Raw genomic sequence first — 20,802 nt, forward strand, 5'->3', positions numbered from 1 at the left:
AGGTAGGTCAAGTTGGAAGATAGAGCTATCGCCCTCGACAGGCAATTTGTCGAACGTGTATCACAGCAAGATTTCTTGGAGATAGAGCAGGGCTGGGATCATCTCAGCCTGGGTCTTAGCGATGCCGATTTTGTCGGCATGTTCGAGTCACAGATGAAGAGCCGTCTGCTGGATCTTGAGTCCCGCAGCATGCGCGCCCGTAATCAAGGTTTCTACACCATAGGCAGTTCTGGCCATGAGGGCAATGCCGCCTGCGCCGCGGCGCTGCGCCCAACGGATATGGCGTTTCTGCATTATCGCAGCGCGGCCTTCATGATAGAGCGTGCCCGCCAGGTGCCTGGCGAGACTTCCCTGTGGGATATGCTGCTCTCTTTTGCGGCCTCAAGCGAAGACCCTATCTCGGGTGGACGCCATAAGGTGCTCGGCAGCAAGCGGCTGATGATCCCGCCGCAGACCTCCACCATCGCCTCTCATCTGCCCAAGGCGGTGGGCGCGGCCCTGAGTATTCCCTTGAATCAGAGGCTCAGTATCGATAGCGTCTTGCCCGAGGATAGTCTGGTCTTCTGTAATTTTGGTGACGCCTCTGCCAACCATGCTAGCGCCCAGACGGCGATCAATGCCGCGGGGTGGGCCGCCTATCAACAGGTGCCACTGCCGCTCATGTTTGTCTGTGAAGATAATGGCATAGGGATCTCTACCGCGACGCCAAGCGGCTGGATTGCGGCTAATTTTAAAGATCGCGCCGGGATCAAATATTTCTACTGTGATGGACGGGATCTGCTCGATTGTTATCGGGTCAGCCGTCAGGCGGCCGATTACGCCAGGTATAATCGCAGGCCAGTATTTTTACATGTACGAACGGTGCGCCTGATGGGGCACGCCGGTAGCGATGCCGAAATTGCCTATCTCAGCAAACAGAAGATTTTTGATAATGAGGCGCAAGATCCGCTGCTGCTCAGTGCCAAGCAGATCATCGAGGCCAATCTGATGAGCCCGGAAGAGATCGTCGAGCAGTACCAGACTCTCAAGGCGCGTATCGCTGCCATCGCGAAGGTGGCGGTTGAGCGACCGAAACTGACTAGCGCCAAGACGGCGATGGCGGCGGTGATTCCACCTGTGCGCCAGACGCCAGTGGTCCATCAGAGCCTGAGTGACGAGTCCTTTGCAAAGCTCTTTAGCGCCGACAAAAACTCTCTGGGCAAGCCGGTGCACATGGGCAAGCTGATCAACATGACACTGACCGAGTTGATGGCACGCCAGCAGAATATCGTGGTCTGCGGTGAAGATGTTGGCAAGAAGGGCGGGGTCTATCATGTGACCTCGCGCCTAGTGGAGCGTTTTGGCCCTAACCGGGTGATCAACACTCTGCTGGATGAGACCTCAATTCTGGGGCTGGCCATCGGCATGGCCCACAATGGATTGCTGCCTATTCCCGAGATCCAGTTCCTTGCCTATGTGCATAACGCCGAAGATCAGATCCGCGGTGAGGCGGCGACCCTGCCTTTCTTCTCCAACGGTCAATTTAGTAACCCTATGGTGATCCGTATCGCCGGCCTGGGTTACCAAAAAGGCTTTGGTGGTCATTTTCATAACGATAACTCCCTGGCGGTGTTTCGCGATATTCCGGGCCTTATCCTGGCCTGCCCCTCCAATGGCGCCGATGCCATCGGGATGCTGCGAGAATGTGTGCGCCTGGCGGAGCAGGAGCAGCGGCTGGTGATCTTCTTGGAGCCTATTGCGCTTTACATGACGCGGGATCTTCATGAGGAAGGTGACGGACTATGGAGTCATAGCTACTGCCCGCAAGATCAGGCGAAAGCCTTGCCCTATGGCGAGCTAGGCGTCTTTGGCAAGGGGAAGACACTGGCGATTCTCAGTTATGGCAATGGCTACTATTTTAGCCGTCAGGCCGAGCGAGAGCTGTCTAAGAAGGGGATAGACTGCCGAGTGATCGATCTGCGGTATCTGATCCCGCTCAATGAAGCGGCAATCACCTCCGCGGTCAGCGAGTGTGAACATCTGCTGATCGTCGATGAGTGCCGCCGCAGTGGTTCGGTAAGCGAGGCGATTGTCACTTGCGTACATGAACGACTCGGGGATCTTGCGCCGCAGATGGCAAGGCTTACCGCTGAAGATTGTTTTATCCCGCTGGCTGAGGCGGCAACCTTACCACTACCAAGTCGCTCGCAGATCGTCGAGGCTGCGCTCGCCTTGCTTGGCGATAGCCTGGAGCAAGAACTGCTAACGGGAGCGAGGGAAGCCTAATGACAACACCAACAAATAGGAGTGAGGGCGGCGTGAGCAATAAGCTAAGGGCATTGGTGGTTGCACCGGGGCGTGGCTGCTATAACAAGGAGGAGCTGGGATATCTGGCTAAGTATCACAGTGACAAATCAGGCTTTATCGAGGCGATAGATGCTTATCGGCGTCAGCTGGGCCAGCAACCCATTAGCGACTTAGATAGTCAAAGTAAATATTCCTTTAAGCTGCATACACCGGGTGAGAATGCTTCGGCGCTCATCTATGCCTGTGCCATGGCAGACTTTATGGATATCGACCGCGAGCGCTTTGATATAGTGGCGGTCACTGGTAACTCCATGGGCTGGTATATCGCCCTGGCACTGGCTGGTGCCCTCGATGAGCGCAGCGCTATTAAGGTGATCAACACCATGGGCAGCATGATGAGTGACGGCCTGATTGGCGGGCAGATGATCTATCCTGAGATGGATGCCGACTGGCGTAAAGATCCGAATCAAACGGAGTTGCTCGACAGGGTGATTGCCGAGGTTAACCAGCTTGATGGCTGTGAGCTTTATACCTCTATTTATCTTGGTGGCTATCGGGTCTTGGCGGGAAATGACGCCGGGTTGACCGAGGCGGAGGCCCGCTTGCCAAAGTTGGATGAGCGTTATCCTATGCGTCTCTATAACCATGGCGCCTTTCATTCGCCTTTGCTCAGTGACATTGCCCGCCGGGGGCAAGAGGCTTTGCCTGTCTCACTGTTTCAGCCCTCTAAGCTGCCTATGATAGATGGCAGGGGCCAGATTTGGAGTCGATATTCGAGCGATCTGACTCGGCTACACAGCTACACCTTAGGTCATCAAGTGGTGGCTCCCTATGACTTTAGTCAGGCGATGGCGGTAGGGGTTAAGGAGTTTGCGCCAGATTGTGTGATAGTGCTGGGGCCGGGCAATACCTTGGGCGGGCCAGTGGCCCAGTCACTAATAGCTCACTCCTGGTTTGGCTGGCAGAACAAGTCTGGCTTTAGCGCGGCGCAGCAACAAGCGCCTAAATTAATCGCCATGGGCAATGAGTTACAAAGAGGTGTGGCCACAGGGCGATAGCGGCATTGCTAATACTGTCATTGCTTAACCTATTGCTCCTATGGCATATTTTCCTCTTTTATAAGGATATATTAAGACCTTTATGGCCGAGCCCAACACGAGTTTACCGACAACAAGCGAAATTGAGATCCGTCACAGCACAGATGCTGATATAAAAGGGATCTTTGCCCTCTATAGTCAGCGCAGCTGTTATGCCGGGACGCTACAGCGTCCCTATCCGTCACTGGCGTTCTGGCAGAAGCGACTGCAGGAGCTACCGGATAATTGTTATAGCCTGGTCGCAGTGCATGAGGGCAAGGTGGTGGGACAGCTAGGCATGGAGGTATACGCTAATGCCAGGCGCAAGCATGTGGCTAATTTCGGTATGGCGGTGTGTGAGTCGGCGCGTGGTCAAGGAGTTGGGAGCGCGTTGATGGCAGCCATGATAGATCTGGCCACCAATTGGCTGGCGGTCAGGCGTATAGAACTCGAAGTCTATACGGATAACGACGCTGCTATCGCGCTTTATAAGGCCCATGGCTTTGAGATAGAAGGGGAAGCCAAAGATTACGCTTTTCGTGACGGCGTCTATGTGAATGTCTATATGATGGCCAGATGCAGCTAACCTGGCTAATGACAGTTAAGCGCCGCTAAGGCGGCGCGCTCCTGACTATCTGCTTTGATCGTCAGATCTTACCTATTTAGCGAGCCATCGCTGGGGCAAAAGCTGATCTAGATCAGTAGAAGGTAAACTAATATTTTATCCTCCACTTTTGCCGGGGAAACTCTCAAAAATCCCAAAAGCGTGACCTTTAGCCCGTCTTGCCTCACTTTCTATACCGCTAGGGGATAAACGCCATGAGCGGTGAAGGTGGATTCGTGGGTCACTTAGCAAACCGGCCTCTTTATGTGAGGCTGGTCACGCGCCAGTTGCAGCCTCTATTTATCTTTATGAATTTATTGAATATTTAACTTTTCTCTAACGCCTTTCTTTGTGGGTTCTTCGTATTTTACTGTTTTGTATGGCTTTTTTGGTATTTTCCTTGCCCATTGTGGCGTCATTAAGACTTCTCTAAAATCCGCGGCGACTTTGATCGCGCCATTGGGCGCCTAAACGAATAGCGATAGTGAGGGGAAAGTAGATGTCGACAAAATTGGCCAATCCAGCACCATTAGGTTTAATGGGCTTTGGCATGACAACCATCTTATTGAATATCCATAACGCAGGTTTTTTTGCCATCGATGCAATGATCTTGGCGATGGGGATCTTCTATGGGGGGATAGGTCAGGTGCTGGTGGGCATGATGTGCTTTAAGCGCGGAGATACCTTTGGCACCACGGCGTTTACCTCTTACGGTTTATTCTGGCTGACACTCGTTGGTCTGATGATCTTGCCAAAGATGGGCCTGGCTGAGGCGAGTCCTCACCATTTCATGGGCTGGTACCTGACGCTTTGGGGCGTGTTTACTGCCTTTATGTTTGTTGGTTCCCTGCGTTACCCACGCGCCAAACAGGTGGTATTTGGCTCTTTGACTGTGCTGTTTTTCCTCTTGGCGGCCCGTGATTTTACCGGCAGTGCATTTATCGGCATGATTGCTGGTTTCGAAGGTATATTCTGTGGCGCCAGCGCCATCTACTTCGCCATGGCGCAGGTGTTGAATCAGGAATATGGCCGAGTCGTTTTGCCCGTGGGTGAGCTTAAGCGTTAACCATCATAGATAAGCGCCATGATTGCCCGGACGATCTTTTTGCCATATCAGGCTTTGTAGGGATCCGTAAAATCCTGCAGTTGGTGATAACACTGACTGCTCGTCTGGGCTTTTTTACGCTTTCAATAGCTTATTAGCTAAAAGAGTTTGCCCTGTGATGCCTTCGCGTGTTGTGAATTGGCCTAGCGCTGGCTTGTCAGTTGGCTTGGCGGGTCGTTTGGAATGCGTGAGGAGAGTGGGGAGATGAGTCCCTCACTCAGCGTTGAGTAAGGGACAAAGATTTGCCTTTTAGAAGAGTCTTAGCCTTGTGGCATAGGGCTTAAGACAATCTCTACACGGCGGTTTTGCGCGCGGCCTTGGGGTGTGGCGTTGTCTGCAATAGGACGTGATTCGCCCATGCCGATAGAGCTGATACGCTGATTCTTGATCTCGCGCGACATCAGGTAGTTAGCAACTTCTGCGGCACGTACCTGAGACAGACGCAAGTTGTAAGACTCGCTACCAGAGCTGTCGGTAAAGCCCATGACGTTTAGCATGGTTTCATCATATTCTTTGGCGACTAGGGCGACGCTGTCGAGCACATTCTTGGCACGGCTGCTGAGCACCGATTGGTCAACACCAAAGGTCACCTCATTAGGCATGTTCAGAATGATGTTGTCACCGCTGCGGGTGACGCTAACGCCAGTCGATTGTAGTTGCTTGCGCAGCTCTGCTTCTTGCACATCCATGTAATAACCGATACCGCCACCGACGGCTGCACCCGATGCAGCACCGATCAGTGCGCCCTTACCTCTGTCGCTCTTGCTCGATGAAGCAACACCAATTGCAGCACCGGCAATTGCGCCTATGATGGCACCATTGGTTGCCTTAGCATTTTGAGATTCATTGGTATAAGGGTTAGTTGTTTGGCACGCTGAGATAAAAAGCGTTGAACTCGCTACCAGTGCGGCGACTAATTTTGGCTTAGTGATCATCGTTACTCCATATCAGGTATGCCTTAGGATCGAGTTCGTCCCAAGGCTTGTTATTATTTACGTTCTGGTTCCATTTCGTTTGCATAATAACAAAGAGATGACCCTTTGTTTGAATCTATCTAAATTTTAATGAAGCTATTTAAGGATATCAGTTGTCTTTGGCGCACTTTTTGCGCAGGAAGTCCTGACTCTCGGCATTGAGATGGCTTTTAGAAAGATAATGCTGGCGATTACCTGAGCGTAGCAGATACCCGGTATCTGTCTCTTTTAATTCGTCAATGCTGTCCCACAGCAGCTGTTGTTTCACATAGAGTGATTCTGTGGTGATTCCCTCTTCATCCAAGGTGAGGCAAGCCTCATTGCCCGCCGCCTTACTCATCATCTGGCGCCACAGGTACCAAGGGCGTTTGTATTTAACGCTGAGCGCCTCCAAGACGCCGAGTCCAACAATAAACCAAGAGGCATAGGCGTTAACGCCTGTCATCAATAATGCCAATCCCGCCAAGAGGAAGCCGATAGCTTTAGTGTAGTCGGCTAATTGTGGGGCCTGTGTCACCGAGGCGTCGAAACACTCGCCATAGTATGCCTTGTCTAAGATAAAGTGTTTGCTGTAATGAAATGAAGCTGTCATGGGAATATCGTTATCTGAGTTTTCGCACAGTGTAACGCTATCTAAGCGAAGTGCAATCGCGCCAAAGGCCAGGTTTAGATATTTGCTGAAATATGCGCTAAGTTTAGCTATCTGATGAACCGGCTTATATGGCGCTGCAAAGGGAGCTTAAGATGTCATTTGTGCCTAAAGGATATGTGAAGTGTAAGAAGACGCCAGTCTTTGGCGTACAGGATATGCCTGCCATCTATCGGGAACGTCATTTTACCCGTCCCGGTGTTTATGAGCAGATCCATGTGATTCAGGGAGAACTGCTGTTTTTCGGTTATCGGGATAAGCAGGGGCAGGTGGAGAGGGAGATAAAGCTTGGGGCAAATGAGACCGCTATCTCTCACCCTGGCTACTGGCACAGTATCGAGCCCTTGACTCAAGATACTCAGTTTGAAATTCACTTCTTTATTAAGCCGCAGGGATTGGCTGAAGAGGCATCTCCAGCAGAGTGAGACTCACCTTTGGCCGGGTGCAAAAGCCCCTGTATTGGCCAGCGCTGTTTCATCAGGAAAAACGTCTGGCAAAGAATGATTTTTATAGCGTCTATCTGACAGGCTTCTTCTCTTACCTATTGCTGTTTACCCTACTGGTTTATTTGGGATAAACGCGAGTTTATCCCTTGGGCATATGGTTTTATCTTGCGTTAGCTGGGGAGATCGTAACGATTACGCTGCGCCGGCAGATCGCTGAGGTATTGCACAAACTCCACCTCATAGCCGCTTGGGTCGATAAAGTAGACGTTGCGGCGATAGGGATCTTCTTGTCCCTCTTTGTCGACCTCGAAGCCCGCCTGATTGAGCCTAGTGATCACGCCATCGAGATCTTGGGTCACAAAGGCGAAATGAGCCAGTCCCACTTGATGACCTTTGAGATCGCGGTTTTCGCCTTCGCCATCGTCGTTAAAAGCAATATATTGATATTCATCGCCAAAGTGGATCCAGTTTCTGGGTTTGCCATACCAAGAGCCCTGACCGCCGCCACGGACTGTCCAGTGCGGAAAGGCCGCGCGATAGAAGTTAAGCGCCCTGTCTATGTCGGTGACGACGAGATTAATGTGTTCCAGATGAATCATGATTAAATTCCTTCTTAGTTAGATTTAAGATATTCCATCGAAATTTTAATGATTTAGTTTTTATCCTAGGCTACATGCCATACACATACTCTTGCTGTTTAGGATAGGGCAGGTCTTGGTGCTGCTGGCGTATGCTGCTCAGTGCTACTGAGTATTGAGCCAGCATATGCAGACTATAACCAATGCGTTCTCTTAACCCTTGATCTCTGCTATCGACCACCTTCTCACCCAGTACCTGCTCGACATTACGTATGATTAGGTGATCGGGAGTCGGCACCAGCTTATTGTTTTTCAGCGCATTCATCTTGAGCTCTGCGATGGGATAGCTGCCGCTGATACCACTGGTGACCGCCACTAACAGGGCGGGTTTGTGGGCGGTATCCTGGTTATCGCATAACAAGAGAAAGTTTTTCAGCATGGGGGAGGCCATGCCACCCCATTCGGGCGTGATAAGAATCAAGGCATCGGCCTGTTTTACCAGAGGGCTGATGCGATGCCAGTCGCTCGCTTGGAGTGCGGCGCTTTCTCTATCGCCATCCCAGAAAGGCAAGGCGTGTTGGCATAACTCTATATGCTGTATCTCATTGAATTGGTTAGCGTGTTCGCTAAGGTATCCGGCGACTCTGGCACTTTGGGAGCCGGGACGTTGACTGGCACTGACGATGAGAAGTTTCATTATGTAAATCCTTTTGTTTATTTATTGTTTTGTACAGTAATTGCTTTACTTAATTTTGTAAAGACTAAAGTAAATAAAAAAGTTTACTTAACTGCAGGATAGGTAATAATGGGCTCACATGAGTTAAGGGGAGACAGCGGTGAGTAAGAAGACCAGCGATAAAATCATCGATTACATCAAGATCCAGGGGCCCAGCACCGCCAAGGTGTTAGCCGAGCAATTTGCACTGACCACCATGGGGATTAGACAGCATCTGCAGGCACTGGAAGAGGAGGGGATCTTGAGCTTCGAAGATAGAAAGGCCAGTCGCGGTCGTCCCACCCGTTATTGGGCGCTTACCGAGAAAAGCTACCAAAAATTTCCCGATCGCCACGATGAGTTAAGCAGTCAGCTGGTTGACTCGGTACGTGTGGTCTTTGGTGATCAGGGGCTGGAGCAGCTCATCGCGCACCGAGAGCAGACTAGCAAGCGCATCTATCAAGAGGCACTCTCGGCCCATAGCGGCCTTGTCGAAAAGTTGGAGACCCTGGCTGAGATCAGAACTCAGGAAGGGTATGTGGCAACCATAGAGGTGCAAGATGGTGTCTACTGGCTAATGGAAAATCACTGTCCTATCTGCGCCGCCGCCAGCCGCTGCGCCAACTTTTGTCGCTCAGAGTTACAGTTATTCCAAGAGCTTTTTATTGGTATGGCAGAGGTTAGCCGTGAGGAGCATATCATTGCTGGTGCCAGACGTTGTGCTTATAAGGTAGCCCCAGTGGCAAGCGATGATGTCAGCTAAACGTGCCCGGTTAGACAGATTTATCAGCCAACAATGTCAGATCCCGCGCAAGCAGGTGCGGCTACTGTTGGCGAAAGGCCGGGTGAGTGTCGATGGGCTTGTGGTGAGAGATGCCGACTGGCAGATAGATCAGTTTTCGGTGGTTATGCTCGATGGTGAAGTGCTCAGACAGGAGCAGGCCATCTACCTGATGTTACATAAACCCGTGGGTGTGGTGAGTGCGACTAAGGATACCCAGCACAAGACAGTGATGGATCTCTTGCCTGAATATCAGGACAAGGGGCTGCATATCGTCGGGCGTCTGGATCTTAACACCTCGGGCCTGGTGCTGCTCACTAACGACAGCCGTTGGTCGAAACAGATCATGTCTCCCGAGCATAAGGTGGCGAAGCAGTATCTGGTTGGCCTCAAGGCTCCGCTGACTCAGGCTTATGTGAAAGCCTTCGCCGAAGGATTTTATTTTGCCTATGAAAATATTACCACTCAGCCTGCAGAGCTGGAGATCCTCGACAGCCACCTTGCTCGGGTTAGCTTGCTAGAGGGACGCTATCATCAGATTAAGCGTATGTTTGGCCGATTCCGTAATCAGGTCATGACATTGCACCGATTCGCCGTGGGCAATATTCACCTGGATGAGTCACTTGAACCTGGTGAGTTCCGAGCGCTAACGGCCGAAGAGGTAGCCAGTATATCCCAGTGAGGTGATGAGATTCATAGGGCAGAAGTTTGTCATAGAAGCGTCTTCTAGCACTTACCGCTGAGTTAGACAAGCCATCGCTAAATGTGTGACTAATGGCTATATCGTTTACTGTAAATCCTGTGTTATAAATATTCGATTACTCAAATAAACAATAGTGTCGATGAGCAATCAAACCTTAAAGAAAATCAGCGAACTCGATGTGTTTTGTTTGATGGTGTTTAAAGTCATTTTTCAAACCGGACACGCCAATATCGCTGCGAAACAGTTAAACGTTTCCGCTCCTAAAATTAGCCGTTGTTTGAATATGTTACGTGCTACTTTTGATGATGAGTTGTTTTATCGGCGACAACTTGGCCTCAAGCCAACCCCCATGGCTGAATTTCTCTATGAGCCCGTATGTCAGTTCTGTGAAGCCGTTTTAAAAATAGAACAGTCTATCTGTGAAAAGAGCAGTGAGCTGGCCAGTGAACGTCTGCGAATCGCAGTCACTCCGAGTATCTTGGCTAGCCTGTCATTGGCTTATTCCCGCAGCAACGCCAGAGATGCCTTTAGTCAGCTGCAGTTTGTGATTTGGGGGGATGATTCTGCCGATCTTATTCATAACGGCGAGCTGGATATGGGCATTACTTTTGATGCCTGTAGCGAACACCACCTGTCGGTAGAGTCCTTGGGTGAGTTGAGTGGTGTTTGTCTGGCGGCCAACGAAGAACATGCCATCTGGTCCCAGAGCGAACCTTTGACCCTGGAAACCGTCTGTCGTCATCCTTTTCTCTGCTTGGACGGTAAGGGGTTTAACGACAAGATTGATCCCTTAGAGGTGTTTGCTCGTCAACACGGTGCCGATATCGACAGCATAGAAAGAGTCAGCTCTCGTGATGAGTGGTATAGCCACCTGCTGACCATGAACTCGGTGGCCTTCTTGCCCTGCTCAGAGGCGGATATTTGTGGCTGCTTGCCGGGGCTGCGTGTGGTACGGCTCTCCGACGAGGAGGTGGCGAGGTTACATGGTGAAAGCATGTCACCACAGTACCTATTACTTGAAAATCCGGCGGAATATCGTCGTTACTCTTTAGAGCAGCGAGAATTAATTATCCAGCTTATCAAGCAGCTACTCGTTAAATGTTAATTTCAAAATTTGAAATTTACGGTTTCAAATTTTGAAATTTCTGTTAATGAATCTTTAAATTGTAGTCACAACTTGGACTCAATTAACTAACAATTTATCGCCACTCCCTTATATTTGAGGTACTGCAATAGCAGCAAATACCTATAAAGGGATATGGCGATGAAAAAAAATAAAATTACCTTATTAGCCATGGCACTCTTCTGTGCCATTGGTGTGAGCGCGTGTAGTGATGGTGATGACGGTAAAGATGGAGCCCCAGGTGAACCAGGCGTTCCTGGTACTCCTGGTGCACCTGGTGCACCAGCGGGATCGACCGTTGATGCTGTAGCCACTGCCGCAGACTTCAAACTAACGCTAGAACCTGCCGACATTGTAGTAGTAGGAGCTGATGACTTCTCTATTAAGTTCACCGCGACAGGTAAAAATGCTAAAGGAGATGATGTTCCGTTTACCGGTCTGGACAAGGTTGCTCTGTATGTGACGAACCAGATCGCTAACCCCACCGATACTGGTGCTCCTATGCTCTGGTCAAATAATGCCTTGGTCAACGAGTTTGGCTCTAGCATGTACTGTACGCCGACGGGTAAGGCGACAGCACGTGGCGGCGCCGAAGTTGATGCTTGTACCTTGGTAGAAGATCCTGAAAATCCAGGTACTTATACTGGTACATGGGAACATGATGGCAATGCGCCTGTAGTGGTTGCCGATGGCGATCCTAACAGCATGTTCCGCGTCATGGTGCGTACCTATAACGTGACCGACGCTACTGGCGCATCGATATCCGATAAATTGCTTTCTACTCCGCTCGACTTTATTCCTGCAACGGGTGAGTTGGCCGTATCTGAGAAAGATTCAGTATCCAATGCTGCCTGTATCCAGTGTCACAGTGAGTTAATGGGCTATGGTGAAGGCGATCAACGCATTGCTAACATCGGTGCTCACCACAACTACCAGAAAGTGGAAAACTGTATTACATGTCATAACCCAGCTTATGCCTCTGATCAGTACGATCCTGAAAAAGGCTGGAACGCTAACTTTAATGCGATGATCCATACCATACACGTTGCTGGTCATGTAGCGCCTTATGGTTGGGTTAAAGGTGAAGCGTTAGAAGAGTTTGGTGATGTTCACTTCCCATCTGAACTCAATGAGTGTACTACCTGTCACGACAATGGTACTCAGTGGAACGACAATGTTTATGCAGAAGCTTGTGTAGGTTGTCACCTTACTGTGAACTTTGAAACTGGTGAAGGCCACTCTGAGTTCCAGTTGCCACAGGCTGATGATTCACAATGTATGAACTGTCACATTGGTAATCTGAGTCCACAGAAGGTACATAAAGTTGGATCTAGAGCGATTGCGACAGATTCAATGGAAATTAGTGTTAGCTCAGTAGCTTATACTGAAAATGTTTCTCCTGCACTTGATGAAATTGTGGTCACATTTGATGTGACTGTAGACGGTGCACCTATCGCTGACGGCTTTGACTTCAGTGAATACACTAACTATGACCGTATGCTGGTTGGCTGGGTTGACGCTAAAGGTACTTACTTTGGTAATTCTAGCAATTATTTATCACTAAATGGTACGCCAGCTGTTGGTGGTAAGTTAGTGGTAACATTACAGAAAGACGGCCTTGATTTCGATGGTAAGAGTATTGCGATCACTCCACGCTTCTCTGTATGTGCCGATGCCAAAGGAATGCTGGCTAAATGTGCAGATGCAGATATTGAGTATGTGGGGGTCACAATGGCACCAACATATTGGAATCTAGCTACTGCAGATGGTAGCGGTGCGACTCCTGCTAGACAAAGTAATCCTGCGTCTATCACTGCTGATGAAGCTAAGTGTAATTCATGTCACGGTTCGTTAACGGTTGCTAAGCACTATGGTAATGAACGCTTCGACCAGTGTGTTGGTTGTCACAACAATACTTGGGGTGGTTCATACCACGTGCCTGTCGAGTATAAGAGCGACGAGGTAGATGCTGATGGTAAGCCAATATTCAAGACTCTTGAAGGTTTGACATTCCACAATAGAGATCTTGTTACAGTAGCTCACCGTTTCCATACCGGTCTATGGGATGACAACAGAGGTTTCCCTGCTATTCACCTAAATTCTGATTTGGAAGTGATTGGCTACCCAGCATTGGCAACCGATTGTCAGGCTTGTCATAAAGATGGTGCCAAGTTCTTCGCAGCAGATGGCGGTTTGACTTCTGGTAAACGCGCAATCGCTGTCGATGCAGCAGGTACTCAGTTTGTTAGCCCTGTAGCAGAGTCATGCCGCTCTTGTCACTACAGTGCCTCTGCACTCGCTCACTTCGAGAGCAACGGTGCGACAGTTGAAGGTAAGCCAGATACAACTGCTGACCTGCCTATCGAGTCTTGTGCAACCTGTCACGCCGAAGGCAAGACATACGGTGTTGATAAAGTTCACGCCGGAGGCGCTCACTAGAGCCTACAATAATAACTCTCGCTAAGTGGGCATACCCCTGCTAACTGCCCACTGAGAAAGTCGTAATCTTGGGGAACCTGATTTAGGTTCCCCCTTTTTGTGCCCGGCTTTTTTGCCCAAGGGGCGCTATTGGACTGGCTAATTGTCTGTTTTCCCTATCTTGGTCTAAGTTAAATAGACCTGTTAGGCCAAAGTAGAGCATCCACATTGGCGGTCAAAGAAACCTCCTCCAGCCTGTTTTTAATAGCGATAAAAGAGTCTTTTATTGCACTCTTGCCTTTTATCTTTGTGAACTCATTACTGGCGCTGGTGCTGGCTTTGGTGGATGTGTGGCAGCCAGGCTGGCAAACCAGTGATGCCTATGTATGGCTGAGTCAGTTCGGTCATCTTCTGTTTAGCTTTTTTCCCTTAATGGCGCTGCTGTCGCTTTCATTTCATTTTGCCAAATATCTGCACGTGTCGGCCGTGGTGGTGGCATCGCTTTCTATCGGTACTCAAATCGCCTTGCATATTCATGGGAGCGTTATTTGGGAGACGAACCAAGGGTTCGATTTTCTGTTTGGCGATGCCAGAGCCATTATTACGCCGATTTTGGTGGCCTATCTGCTGCGTTACCTGATGGGCATTAAGGCGCTTAATCTGTTACAGAGCACGAGTTTGAGCAGTTACCTCAAGTTGCACCTCAATCTGTTTATTCCCTTAATTCTTTGCTTTGTCATTATTACCAGTGGCACCTACCTGGTCAGTGAATTAATGGGGCAGGTGTTTAGCTCGCTGGCCGACTCACTGGCCGCCAGTGGTACTATGTTTCAGCTATTTGTTCGTGTGCTTGCAACCCATGTTCTTTGGTGTTTCGGTGTTCATGGTGATATCGCCTATATGTTGGTGCTCGGTGTGGACAATGGGCTGCAGTCGGTAGCCCCCAATCTGACGCTGTCGCAATTTACCGATCTGTTTGTGCTCTTAGGTGGCAGTGGGGCCACTCATTCTTTGTTGATCGCCTTATTTATTGCCTCTAAAGATCGCAATGCCGTCAATGTGGCTAAGCTTGCCTTGCCATTTGCGCTGTTTAACATCAATGAAATTTTGATCTATGGCTTGCCAATCATCTTTAACCCCAGGTTGATGCTGCCTTTCGTGTTGCTGCCCCTGTTTAATACCCTGATAGGGGTCTTGCTGATCAACGCTGGCTGGATAAGTTTTACTGGCAATGGCTTTGCCTGGGTCACACCGATATTTCTCAATGGTTATGTGGCAGGGGGCAGTCTGGCGCTACCTTTAGTGCAGCTGCTTTTAGTATGCGCCGGGGTGTTTATCTATCTGCCTTTCGTCAGGCGATATAGCCTCTTGGTGAGCAATAAAGGGTTTGAGCGAGACCTGATTAAGCGGGTACAACTACAGCACGATATCGACCAGATGAGTGAGCGAAACTATGCGCGGCAGCAATCAGAGGAGCTAGCGGCCAACCTTAACCTGGAAAAGACCATTAAAGAGGTGCTCAACGGCGAGTTGCTGCTTTACTACCAACCTAAGCTCAGCCTGAGTAACAGGCATGTTGTTGGCTATGAAGCGCGACTTAGGCTGCGAAACGAGCAGGGTAAGGTGGTGGGCCCCTATTTTATTCCCGCCTTCGATCAGGCTGGTTATTTCAACTTAATCGACAGTTTTGTGATTAAGCGGCTGCGTGACGATATGCAGCGATGGGCTCATCAAGGCTTCTATCCCAGGGTCAGTATCAACTTAAACCCAAATAGCGTGTTAAGCCCGGATATTCAGGCGATGCTGATCGAGCAGCTGGGCGATATGGCCGAACGGGTGGATATTGAGGTGCTCGAGTCTATGTTTGTGGCCGATCTCGATGCTGTAGAGGCCAGTATGGCCTATCTGCGCCAATATGGATTCTCTTTCGTGCTCGATGATTTTGGTACCGGCTTTTCCAGTATTAGCCTGCTGAGTAAGATCACCATAGAGGGAGTAAAGTTGGATCGCTCTATTTTGGACAATATCAAACATCACAAAGGGCAGGTCTTATACCGTCACACCTGTATGTTGTGCAGAAGTTTGGGCTTTAACTTAGTTGCCGAAGGGGTTGAGACTAAGGCTGAAGAGCGCTTTGTGGCGTCAGTGGGGGTCGAGACAGTGCAAGGTTGGTTATACGCCAAAGCCATGCCGGCCGATGAAGCCAAGCGCTACGCCTTGTTACAGCAGGGCTTTGGGAAAAAAGCGGTCGAGGCACAAATAAAAAGGGAGCCATAGGCTCCCTTAACTGCGTTAGGCTTGGGCGCGCTGTAAGTTCAGCAGCCATTTGCCGTAGATAAAGATCCCTACCGCTGAGATGGTGCCGATGGCGGCAATGATATACCAGGCCATGCCTATGTTATGGGCGTTATACAGCAGGGTTGTAAGCGCTTGCGCCGACTCGCCGGTGAAGCTGACCAAGGTGGTGAAGGCTTCCCCTTGTGGAATGGCGGCGACATCGCTGGCGCTCATGCCGCGCTCAAGAAGCAGCTCACGAGAGAAGATCTCTTTCGATGCGTACATCTCATAGAGTTTAGGGCCAAAATAGCCTTCCAGTCCCCAGCCTATCCCTTGAGGCAGCATCACGAAGCCCAGATACATAGCCTTCTTGCCCTTAGGGGCGATGTTACCCATAAATTCGTTCTTCTTAGGGCTGATCATCATCTCGCCGAAGGAGAACATGGCAATCGCCAGGACGATCATCCAGGCGGCGTTGGTGGCACCGATAAGAACGAAGGCAATAATGCTGAGCAAACAGCCTGCCAGCATGGCGGTAGTAATACGGTATTTCGCGGTAAGCGCCGCCACCAGGAAGCAGCTGGTCATGATCATACCAGCGTTAAGGTTCAGCATGCCCTCAGGCATCACCTTAGTGCCCGAGTTATCCAGGCCCAGCCAGAACTGTAACACGCCGTTTGAGGTGCCCTCACTGCCAAACAGGCTGGTAACGATCACACTGGTATCGACCCACTCAGCAATATGAATTGGTAGCACGTCAAACAGTGCGTTAAACAGGAACCAGAAGCCAGCAAATACCAGCATATAGTAGATGACAACCGGCTTTTTTAGTTCATGTAGGGCGTCTTTCCACAGGGCTTGCTGGGTGATCTCGCCACTTTTTATCTGACGGTTGCGTTCCATGCGCTCCTCTTTGCCTGGCTCCTTGTAGGCCAGTAGGAAGAGGAAGTTGAGCGAGATGATGGCGGCGCAGGCATAGAAGACGTTGTCCCAGGAGAGCTGGCGCATATGAACCGCCACCAGTGGGCCGAGGAAACCACCGATATTCACCACCTGATAGAAGATGCCCCAGGCCATTGAGGTATTTTGGCGTCCCGTCGAGAGGACCAGTGTACCCTGGATCCCGGGTTTAAATATCCCCGTGCCGCCGGCCAGTAGCATGGCGCCGAAGAGGAAGCCCCAGAAGGTAGGGAAGAAGGCCATGACCAGATAACCGGAGATCTTAATCACGGTAGAGGCGAAGATGGTCTCCTTGTAACCAACACGGTCTGAGATCCCGCCGGTAAACACTGGGATAAAGGTTTGCATCAAGGCCCAGATAGAGATGATGACACCATAGTCATGCAGACTGATCCCCAGTCCGCCTTCAGACACAGGCGCCTTGGCATAAAGACCGGCACTGGCTTTCACACCATAGTAGGCGATACGTTCGACCAGCTCCATGCCGCCGACGATCCAGAAAATGTAACTTAAACTGGCAATGGAGGCCCACATTCCCAGCTGCTTGACTTCGCGCAGATCATTTTCTGCGTAAGCATCATTGGCGTCGCTCATACCCTTCCTCAATTTTTATCGTTTTGTTGTGCTGCTTAATCTGCAACATCTAGTGTTGGTTAGTGATACCTATGCTAGTAAATCGCCGAACATCCTAGCTTGTTAACACGTTTGGTAACCGCGTTACTATTTTCGACTGTAGAATAACGACTTATCGAAAAATTAACCCTTGTTATTAAACGTATTTGTTACGCTATTTCTGAACCCCTATTTACTGTGATTGGTATGATAAGCACTCGCTATCGAGGCGAGCACTGCACATTTGACAGCACACTTTACCTAAAAATGACCTTAAAGACCAAAACCATTCACATTGAGTGACACTGGTGTGATGAGCAGGTAAAAAAAAGCGAGCACTCCGGCTCGCCAAAAAGGGGGTGACAACAACGGTTTTCCTGTCGTCAAGGGGAAAGCAACTGACCAAATTGGTCCAAACTATAGCGGCCAGGCCTGTTCGCCATCGACGGCAACGGCTTGTAGATCTAGGCCATAACAGTAATCTCCCGGCGCATAGACATAGATAGCCTTGGGCACGGCAGGATAAGCGAAGCTGGCGACCTGGGTCTTGGCGGCCTCTGAGGTCGCCAGTCCCCACATCTGGTAGAAGTCTCGATAGTCGAGCCCGGTGGAGAAGCTCATGGCGATCATCAGAAAGTCGTTGTTACTTAGCTCCTTGGCCGCGGCCAGGTCGAAATGGCTAAAGCCCAGTTGGTCACGCTTGGCCAGCCAGCTGGTCTCATCGGCCTGAGCGCGCTCAAACTCCCGCAGCAATATGTGCAGTCTGGCCAGCAGATGCCAACCATTTTGCAGCGCCCCCTGTTTCTGGGCGGCAATCATAGTTTGCAACATGGTCGCCATGCCGCTCGACCAGCTGGTGAGGTTGGCCGCCTGCATATAGGCGAAGGGATCGGCCTGGCGCTGACTGGCCTGTAATACTTCAAACTCATCCTGAATCGACAGGCCCTGGCATTGGGGAAGCTTACCGGTCTCAATATAGGCCCGTGACTTAGTGTAATAGGAGTAAGGGTTGGTGGAGGCGTGCCCCTCGTGGCCATCGAATCTCAGGCGTTTTCGCTCCAGTCCATGGCCAAGCTCGTGGATATCGCCATGGCCCGTAGGGCTAAATGACCAAGAAGCATCGTAGGGGTTACCCGAGCAGCCCGAACCACAGGTAGGTTGGTCGGCATTCATATGTTTAACCATATCTAACTGATTGAGCTGCCACCCCTTAGTCGCCGCAAAGTTAACAATTTCGTCGACGCTGTCGATACCCGGGCCCTTAAAGCCAGCTAATAGGTGGGGATAGTTGTGCACATAGCTGCCGATGGCCTGGCTCATCTTCAGCGGCGTGTCCCACATGGGCTCCTTGCTCATGGTCTCTTGCATCTTATTGAGCCGTGAATGCACCTCAAAATGCGCTGTGGCCAGTTCGGCCCAATCATAGTCGCCCTTGGTCAAGGCTTGTAGGAAACTCTGCTCATCCATGCCGTCGCGCCAGAAGGGGTGCAGGCCGACCTGGCTAAAGCTGAATTCGACTATCTGATCATTGTCGCTAAACCTTATCTGCACTGGGCCACCATAGGGAGAGGTAAGGGTGAGGGTTTCTCCCGGCTTTATCGCTATGGCTGGCGACTGCAGATACTTGGGGCGGTTATAGCCATTGCTTGCATATTCGTGAGTAGAACCTGAACGTTGAGTATTGATAAAGACCTTGGTTTCTACCGCACTGCTGTCTGTGCGCTTCACGCTAAAGGTTTGTCCCGGCAGGGCGTAGACGCCCGCGGCGCGAAACGGCGCCTTACTGGTCAGGGAAACCGTTCTATCTACCGGACTAATATGGGAGAAGTCGGTACGGCTGAAATTACCCAGATCCTGTGGCACAGGATTGAGGTGACGGGTGTTGTAAACGCTGCTGTCGGCAAAGAGAGCCTTAAGGTAGCTCATCGGCGCGGTAGTGGAGACGTCCATGGGGTATGTTATCTCGCTACGGTAACGATCGCCGAGTAAAATCAGATACTTGTACAGCTGATACTCAGAGGTATCGAAGATAGCCGTCTTCTCTGTATCCAGACGTTTGATACTGTTTTGGATATGGCTAAGGGCTGTGCGATAGGTCTCGCTAAAGAGAGGATCGCAAGTGTCCGCGCAGCTGGCCAGGTTAAAGCTTGGGGTTTCGCTTTCCAACAGCTCGAGCCAGAGGGCTTCCTGGGTCAGCGACGGTTTGGCGGCTTGCATGGCGAGGTAGTCGCTCCAGTCTGCCTTGTCTGGACTATAGAAATTACCCGGACCACCAGGTCCCTGCATGGCAAACCCCATGGCGCCGAGTACGGTTTGAGTCAGCGGCACACTGTTCCAGCTGTGCATGTGCAGATACAAAAGCGGTGTCTTGGCCTCTTGCAGGGCGTCGAGTCTCGCCGACACCTGAGTTTCATCAAAGGATTCGATAGAGCCAGTGATCACCAGTTCGGCTTCGCCCAGGCAGCTCGCCAATTCGCTGGCGACCTCACAGCGGCTCACCTGCCAGTTGGGATAGTGACTGGCGAGCCAGGTGGTGATGCGACTCTTACTCCAGTCGCTGATGAGGAATAGACGCACCTGCTTGCTGGCGGCGACAGTCTCTTGCTTCTCACCGGTTAACCAGGCCAGCAGTCGCATCATGCTGGGCTCAAAGCCCAAGTTATTGCCGCCCTGCATGCTGGAGATGATATCTGTACCGAAGGCGGCGTTACGCTGGCCATTGAGGTCGCTGGCCGCCGCAAATAGGCGTCCCTGATTGCCCCTTATCAGCTCGAAACTCTGGTTAATGGGAAAACCTTTACTGGCCAGGGGCATCTGAATCATCTGCGAGTGCTGGCCCGAATCATAACTGACCCTGTCTGCCTGATAGATGGTGCTTAAAAAGTGCTTGTGGGCGCTGCGATAGTCTTGGATCAGCTTGAGGCCGCGGGCGATCACCTTAGGCTCCAGATCTTTGATGAGATCGGCATCACCGCTCTGACTGGCGGCGCTGATCTTGTCTTTCAGCTTAAGAGTGAGACTATCCTGGCTACTCAGGCCTGCAGCGTCTGTCACCGTCAGGGAGACCATTATCTCCTCATCCTGCATCAGATCACTGGCATCCAGGGTGAGGGTATCGCTGTTAAGACCGGTTAGTGTGATCTCTGGGCCTTGGCTTTGCTGCCATTGGTAGGTCGCGCTGCCCGGATTAAATAGGGTAACGTTCGCGGTAAGTGAGAGGGTTTCATGATTCCAGATTTGCTGATCTGGCCCCAGGTCGATACTCGGCGCCTGTGCCAGTGGTGGCGTCACCACGCCTCCGTTGCCCGCATCCGTATTGCTATCCTCTGAACCGCCGCAGGCCGATAACCCTAAGGCGATAGCGAGTATCCATGGTTTCATTGTTAACCCTCATTTTCAATTTGTGACATTCTGATAGCATTTGCTGCTGAAATCAAATCAAAATTAAGAATTATTCAATAAAAACAATGGTTAAGTCGATATTTTGACGTCTTT

General features: G+C 50.6%; 17 protein-coding genes. 11 read left to right on the forward strand and 6 right to left on the reverse strand.

Features of this window, described 5'->3' with window-relative positions:
- Nucleotides 1-12 precede the first annotated feature (12 nt).
- From NY07_RS03590 to NY07_RS03605, 4 genes are all read left to right on the forward strand, one after another.
- Entirely contained in the window at nt 13-2,265 is a 2,253-nt protein-coding gene (locus NY07_RS03590; protein WP_033537982.1) for a dehydrogenase E1 component subunit alpha/beta, read from the forward strand.
- Entirely contained in the window at nt 2,265-3,344 is a 1,080-nt protein-coding gene (locus tag NY07_RS03595) for an ACP S-malonyltransferase (RefSeq protein ID WP_052125470.1), read from the forward strand. Before NY07_RS03590 ends, NY07_RS03595 begins: the two co-directional genes overlap by 1 nt.
- Nucleotides 3,345-3,426: 82 nt before the next feature.
- Entirely contained in the window at nt 3,427-3,948 is a 522-nt protein-coding gene (locus NY07_RS03600) for a GNAT family N-acetyltransferase (protein WP_052125471.1), read from the forward strand.
- Nucleotides 3,949-4,465: 517 nt separating this feature from the next.
- Entirely contained in the window at nt 4,466-5,032 is a 567-nt protein-coding gene (locus NY07_RS03605) for an acetate uptake transporter (protein ID WP_033537983.1), read from the forward strand.
- Between the two features lie 299 nt (nt 5,033-5,331).
- Here the strand turns inward: NY07_RS03605 and NY07_RS03610 are convergent, their stop codons facing one another.
- Both NY07_RS03610 and NY07_RS03615 read right to left on the reverse strand, forming a co-directional pair.
- Nucleotides 5,332-6,006 carry an OmpA family protein gene (locus NY07_RS03610; RefSeq protein WP_033537984.1) on the reverse strand — a complete coding sequence of 225 codons (675 nt, stop codon included), beginning with the start codon at nt 6,004-6,006 and terminating at the stop codon, nt 5,332-5,334.
- 148 nt (nt 6,007-6,154) lie between these two features.
- Complete coding sequence (locus NY07_RS03615; protein ID WP_033537985.1) at nt 6,155-6,637, reverse strand: YcxB family protein; 483 nt, start codon at nt 6,635-6,637, stop codon at nt 6,155-6,157.
- A gap of 152 nt (nt 6,638-6,789) precedes the next feature.
- On the opposite strand from NY07_RS03615, the gene NY07_RS03620 reads away from it, so the two are divergent.
- Both NY07_RS03620 and NY07_RS19585 read left to right on the forward strand, forming a co-directional pair.
- A complete protein-coding gene (locus NY07_RS03620; RefSeq protein ID WP_033537986.1) occupies nt 6,790-7,119 on the forward strand; it encodes a DUF1971 domain-containing protein in 330 nt (109 codons plus the stop codon).
- The gene (locus tag NY07_RS19585; protein WP_181404191.1) at nt 7,116-7,271 is read left to right on the forward strand and encodes a hypothetical protein; all 156 of its coding nucleotides are present in this window, start codon (nt 7,116-7,118) and stop codon (nt 7,269-7,271) included. The genes NY07_RS03620 and NY07_RS19585 overlap by 4 nt, the downstream gene beginning before the upstream one ends.
- A gap of 39 nt (nt 7,272-7,310) precedes the next feature.
- Here NY07_RS19585 and NY07_RS03625 read toward each other — a convergent pair whose 3' ends face one another.
- Together NY07_RS03625 and NY07_RS03630 are read right to left on the reverse strand one after the other, a co-directional pair.
- Nucleotides 7,311-7,739 (reverse strand): VOC family protein, encoded by a 429-nt coding sequence (locus NY07_RS03625; protein WP_033537987.1) that lies wholly within the window; start codon nt 7,737-7,739, stop codon nt 7,311-7,313.
- Between the two features lie 70 nt (nt 7,740-7,809).
- Entirely contained in the window at nt 7,810-8,415 is a 606-nt protein-coding gene (locus NY07_RS03630) for an NADPH-dependent FMN reductase (protein WP_033537988.1), read from the reverse strand.
- Between the two features lie 139 nt (nt 8,416-8,554).
- Here NY07_RS03630 and NY07_RS03635 point away from each other — a divergent pair, with 139 nt between their 5' ends.
- From NY07_RS03635 to NY07_RS03655, 5 genes are all read left to right on the forward strand, one after another.
- Entirely contained in the window at nt 8,555-9,196 is a 642-nt protein-coding gene (locus tag NY07_RS03635) for a helix-turn-helix transcriptional regulator (RefSeq protein ID WP_033537989.1), read from the forward strand.
- Entirely contained in the window at nt 9,186-9,896 is a 711-nt protein-coding gene (locus NY07_RS03640; protein WP_033537990.1) for a pseudouridine synthase, read from the forward strand. The genes NY07_RS03635 and NY07_RS03640 overlap by 11 nt, the downstream gene beginning before the upstream one ends.
- A gap of 160 nt (nt 9,897-10,056) precedes the next feature.
- Entirely contained in the window at nt 10,057-11,022 is a 966-nt protein-coding gene (locus NY07_RS03645; RefSeq protein WP_033537991.1) for a LysR family transcriptional regulator, read from the forward strand.
- A 159-nt stretch (nt 11,023-11,181) separates the two neighbouring features.
- Nucleotides 11,182-13,479, forward strand: a complete 2,298-nt coding sequence (locus NY07_RS03650; RefSeq protein ID WP_033537992.1) for an OmcA/MtrC family decaheme c-type cytochrome — start codon at nt 11,182-11,184, stop codon at nt 13,477-13,479.
- A gap of 207 nt (nt 13,480-13,686) precedes the next feature.
- Complete coding sequence (locus NY07_RS03655) at nt 13,687-15,735, forward strand: EAL domain-containing protein (RefSeq protein WP_052125472.1); 2,049 nt, start codon at nt 13,687-13,689, stop codon at nt 15,733-15,735.
- A gap of 15 nt (nt 15,736-15,750) precedes the next feature.
- Here the strand turns inward: NY07_RS03655 and NY07_RS03660 are convergent, their stop codons facing one another.
- Nucleotides 15,751-17,289, reverse strand: coding sequence for an MFS transporter (locus tag NY07_RS03660; protein WP_033537993.1), 1,539 nt, complete (start codon nt 17,287-17,289; stop codon nt 15,751-15,753).
- Nucleotides 17,290-17,724: 435 nt separating this feature from the next.
- Nucleotides 17,725-20,688, reverse strand: a complete 2,964-nt coding sequence (locus NY07_RS03665; RefSeq protein WP_033537994.1) for an ImpA family metalloprotease — start codon at nt 20,686-20,688, stop codon at nt 17,725-17,727.
- Nucleotides 20,689-20,802: the final 114 nt, after the last annotated feature.

The sequence above is a fragment of the Shewanella sp. ECSMB14101 genome, assembly GCF_000773485.1.
Lineage (GTDB): Bacteria > Pseudomonadota > Gammaproteobacteria > Enterobacterales > Shewanellaceae > Shewanella > Shewanella marisflavi.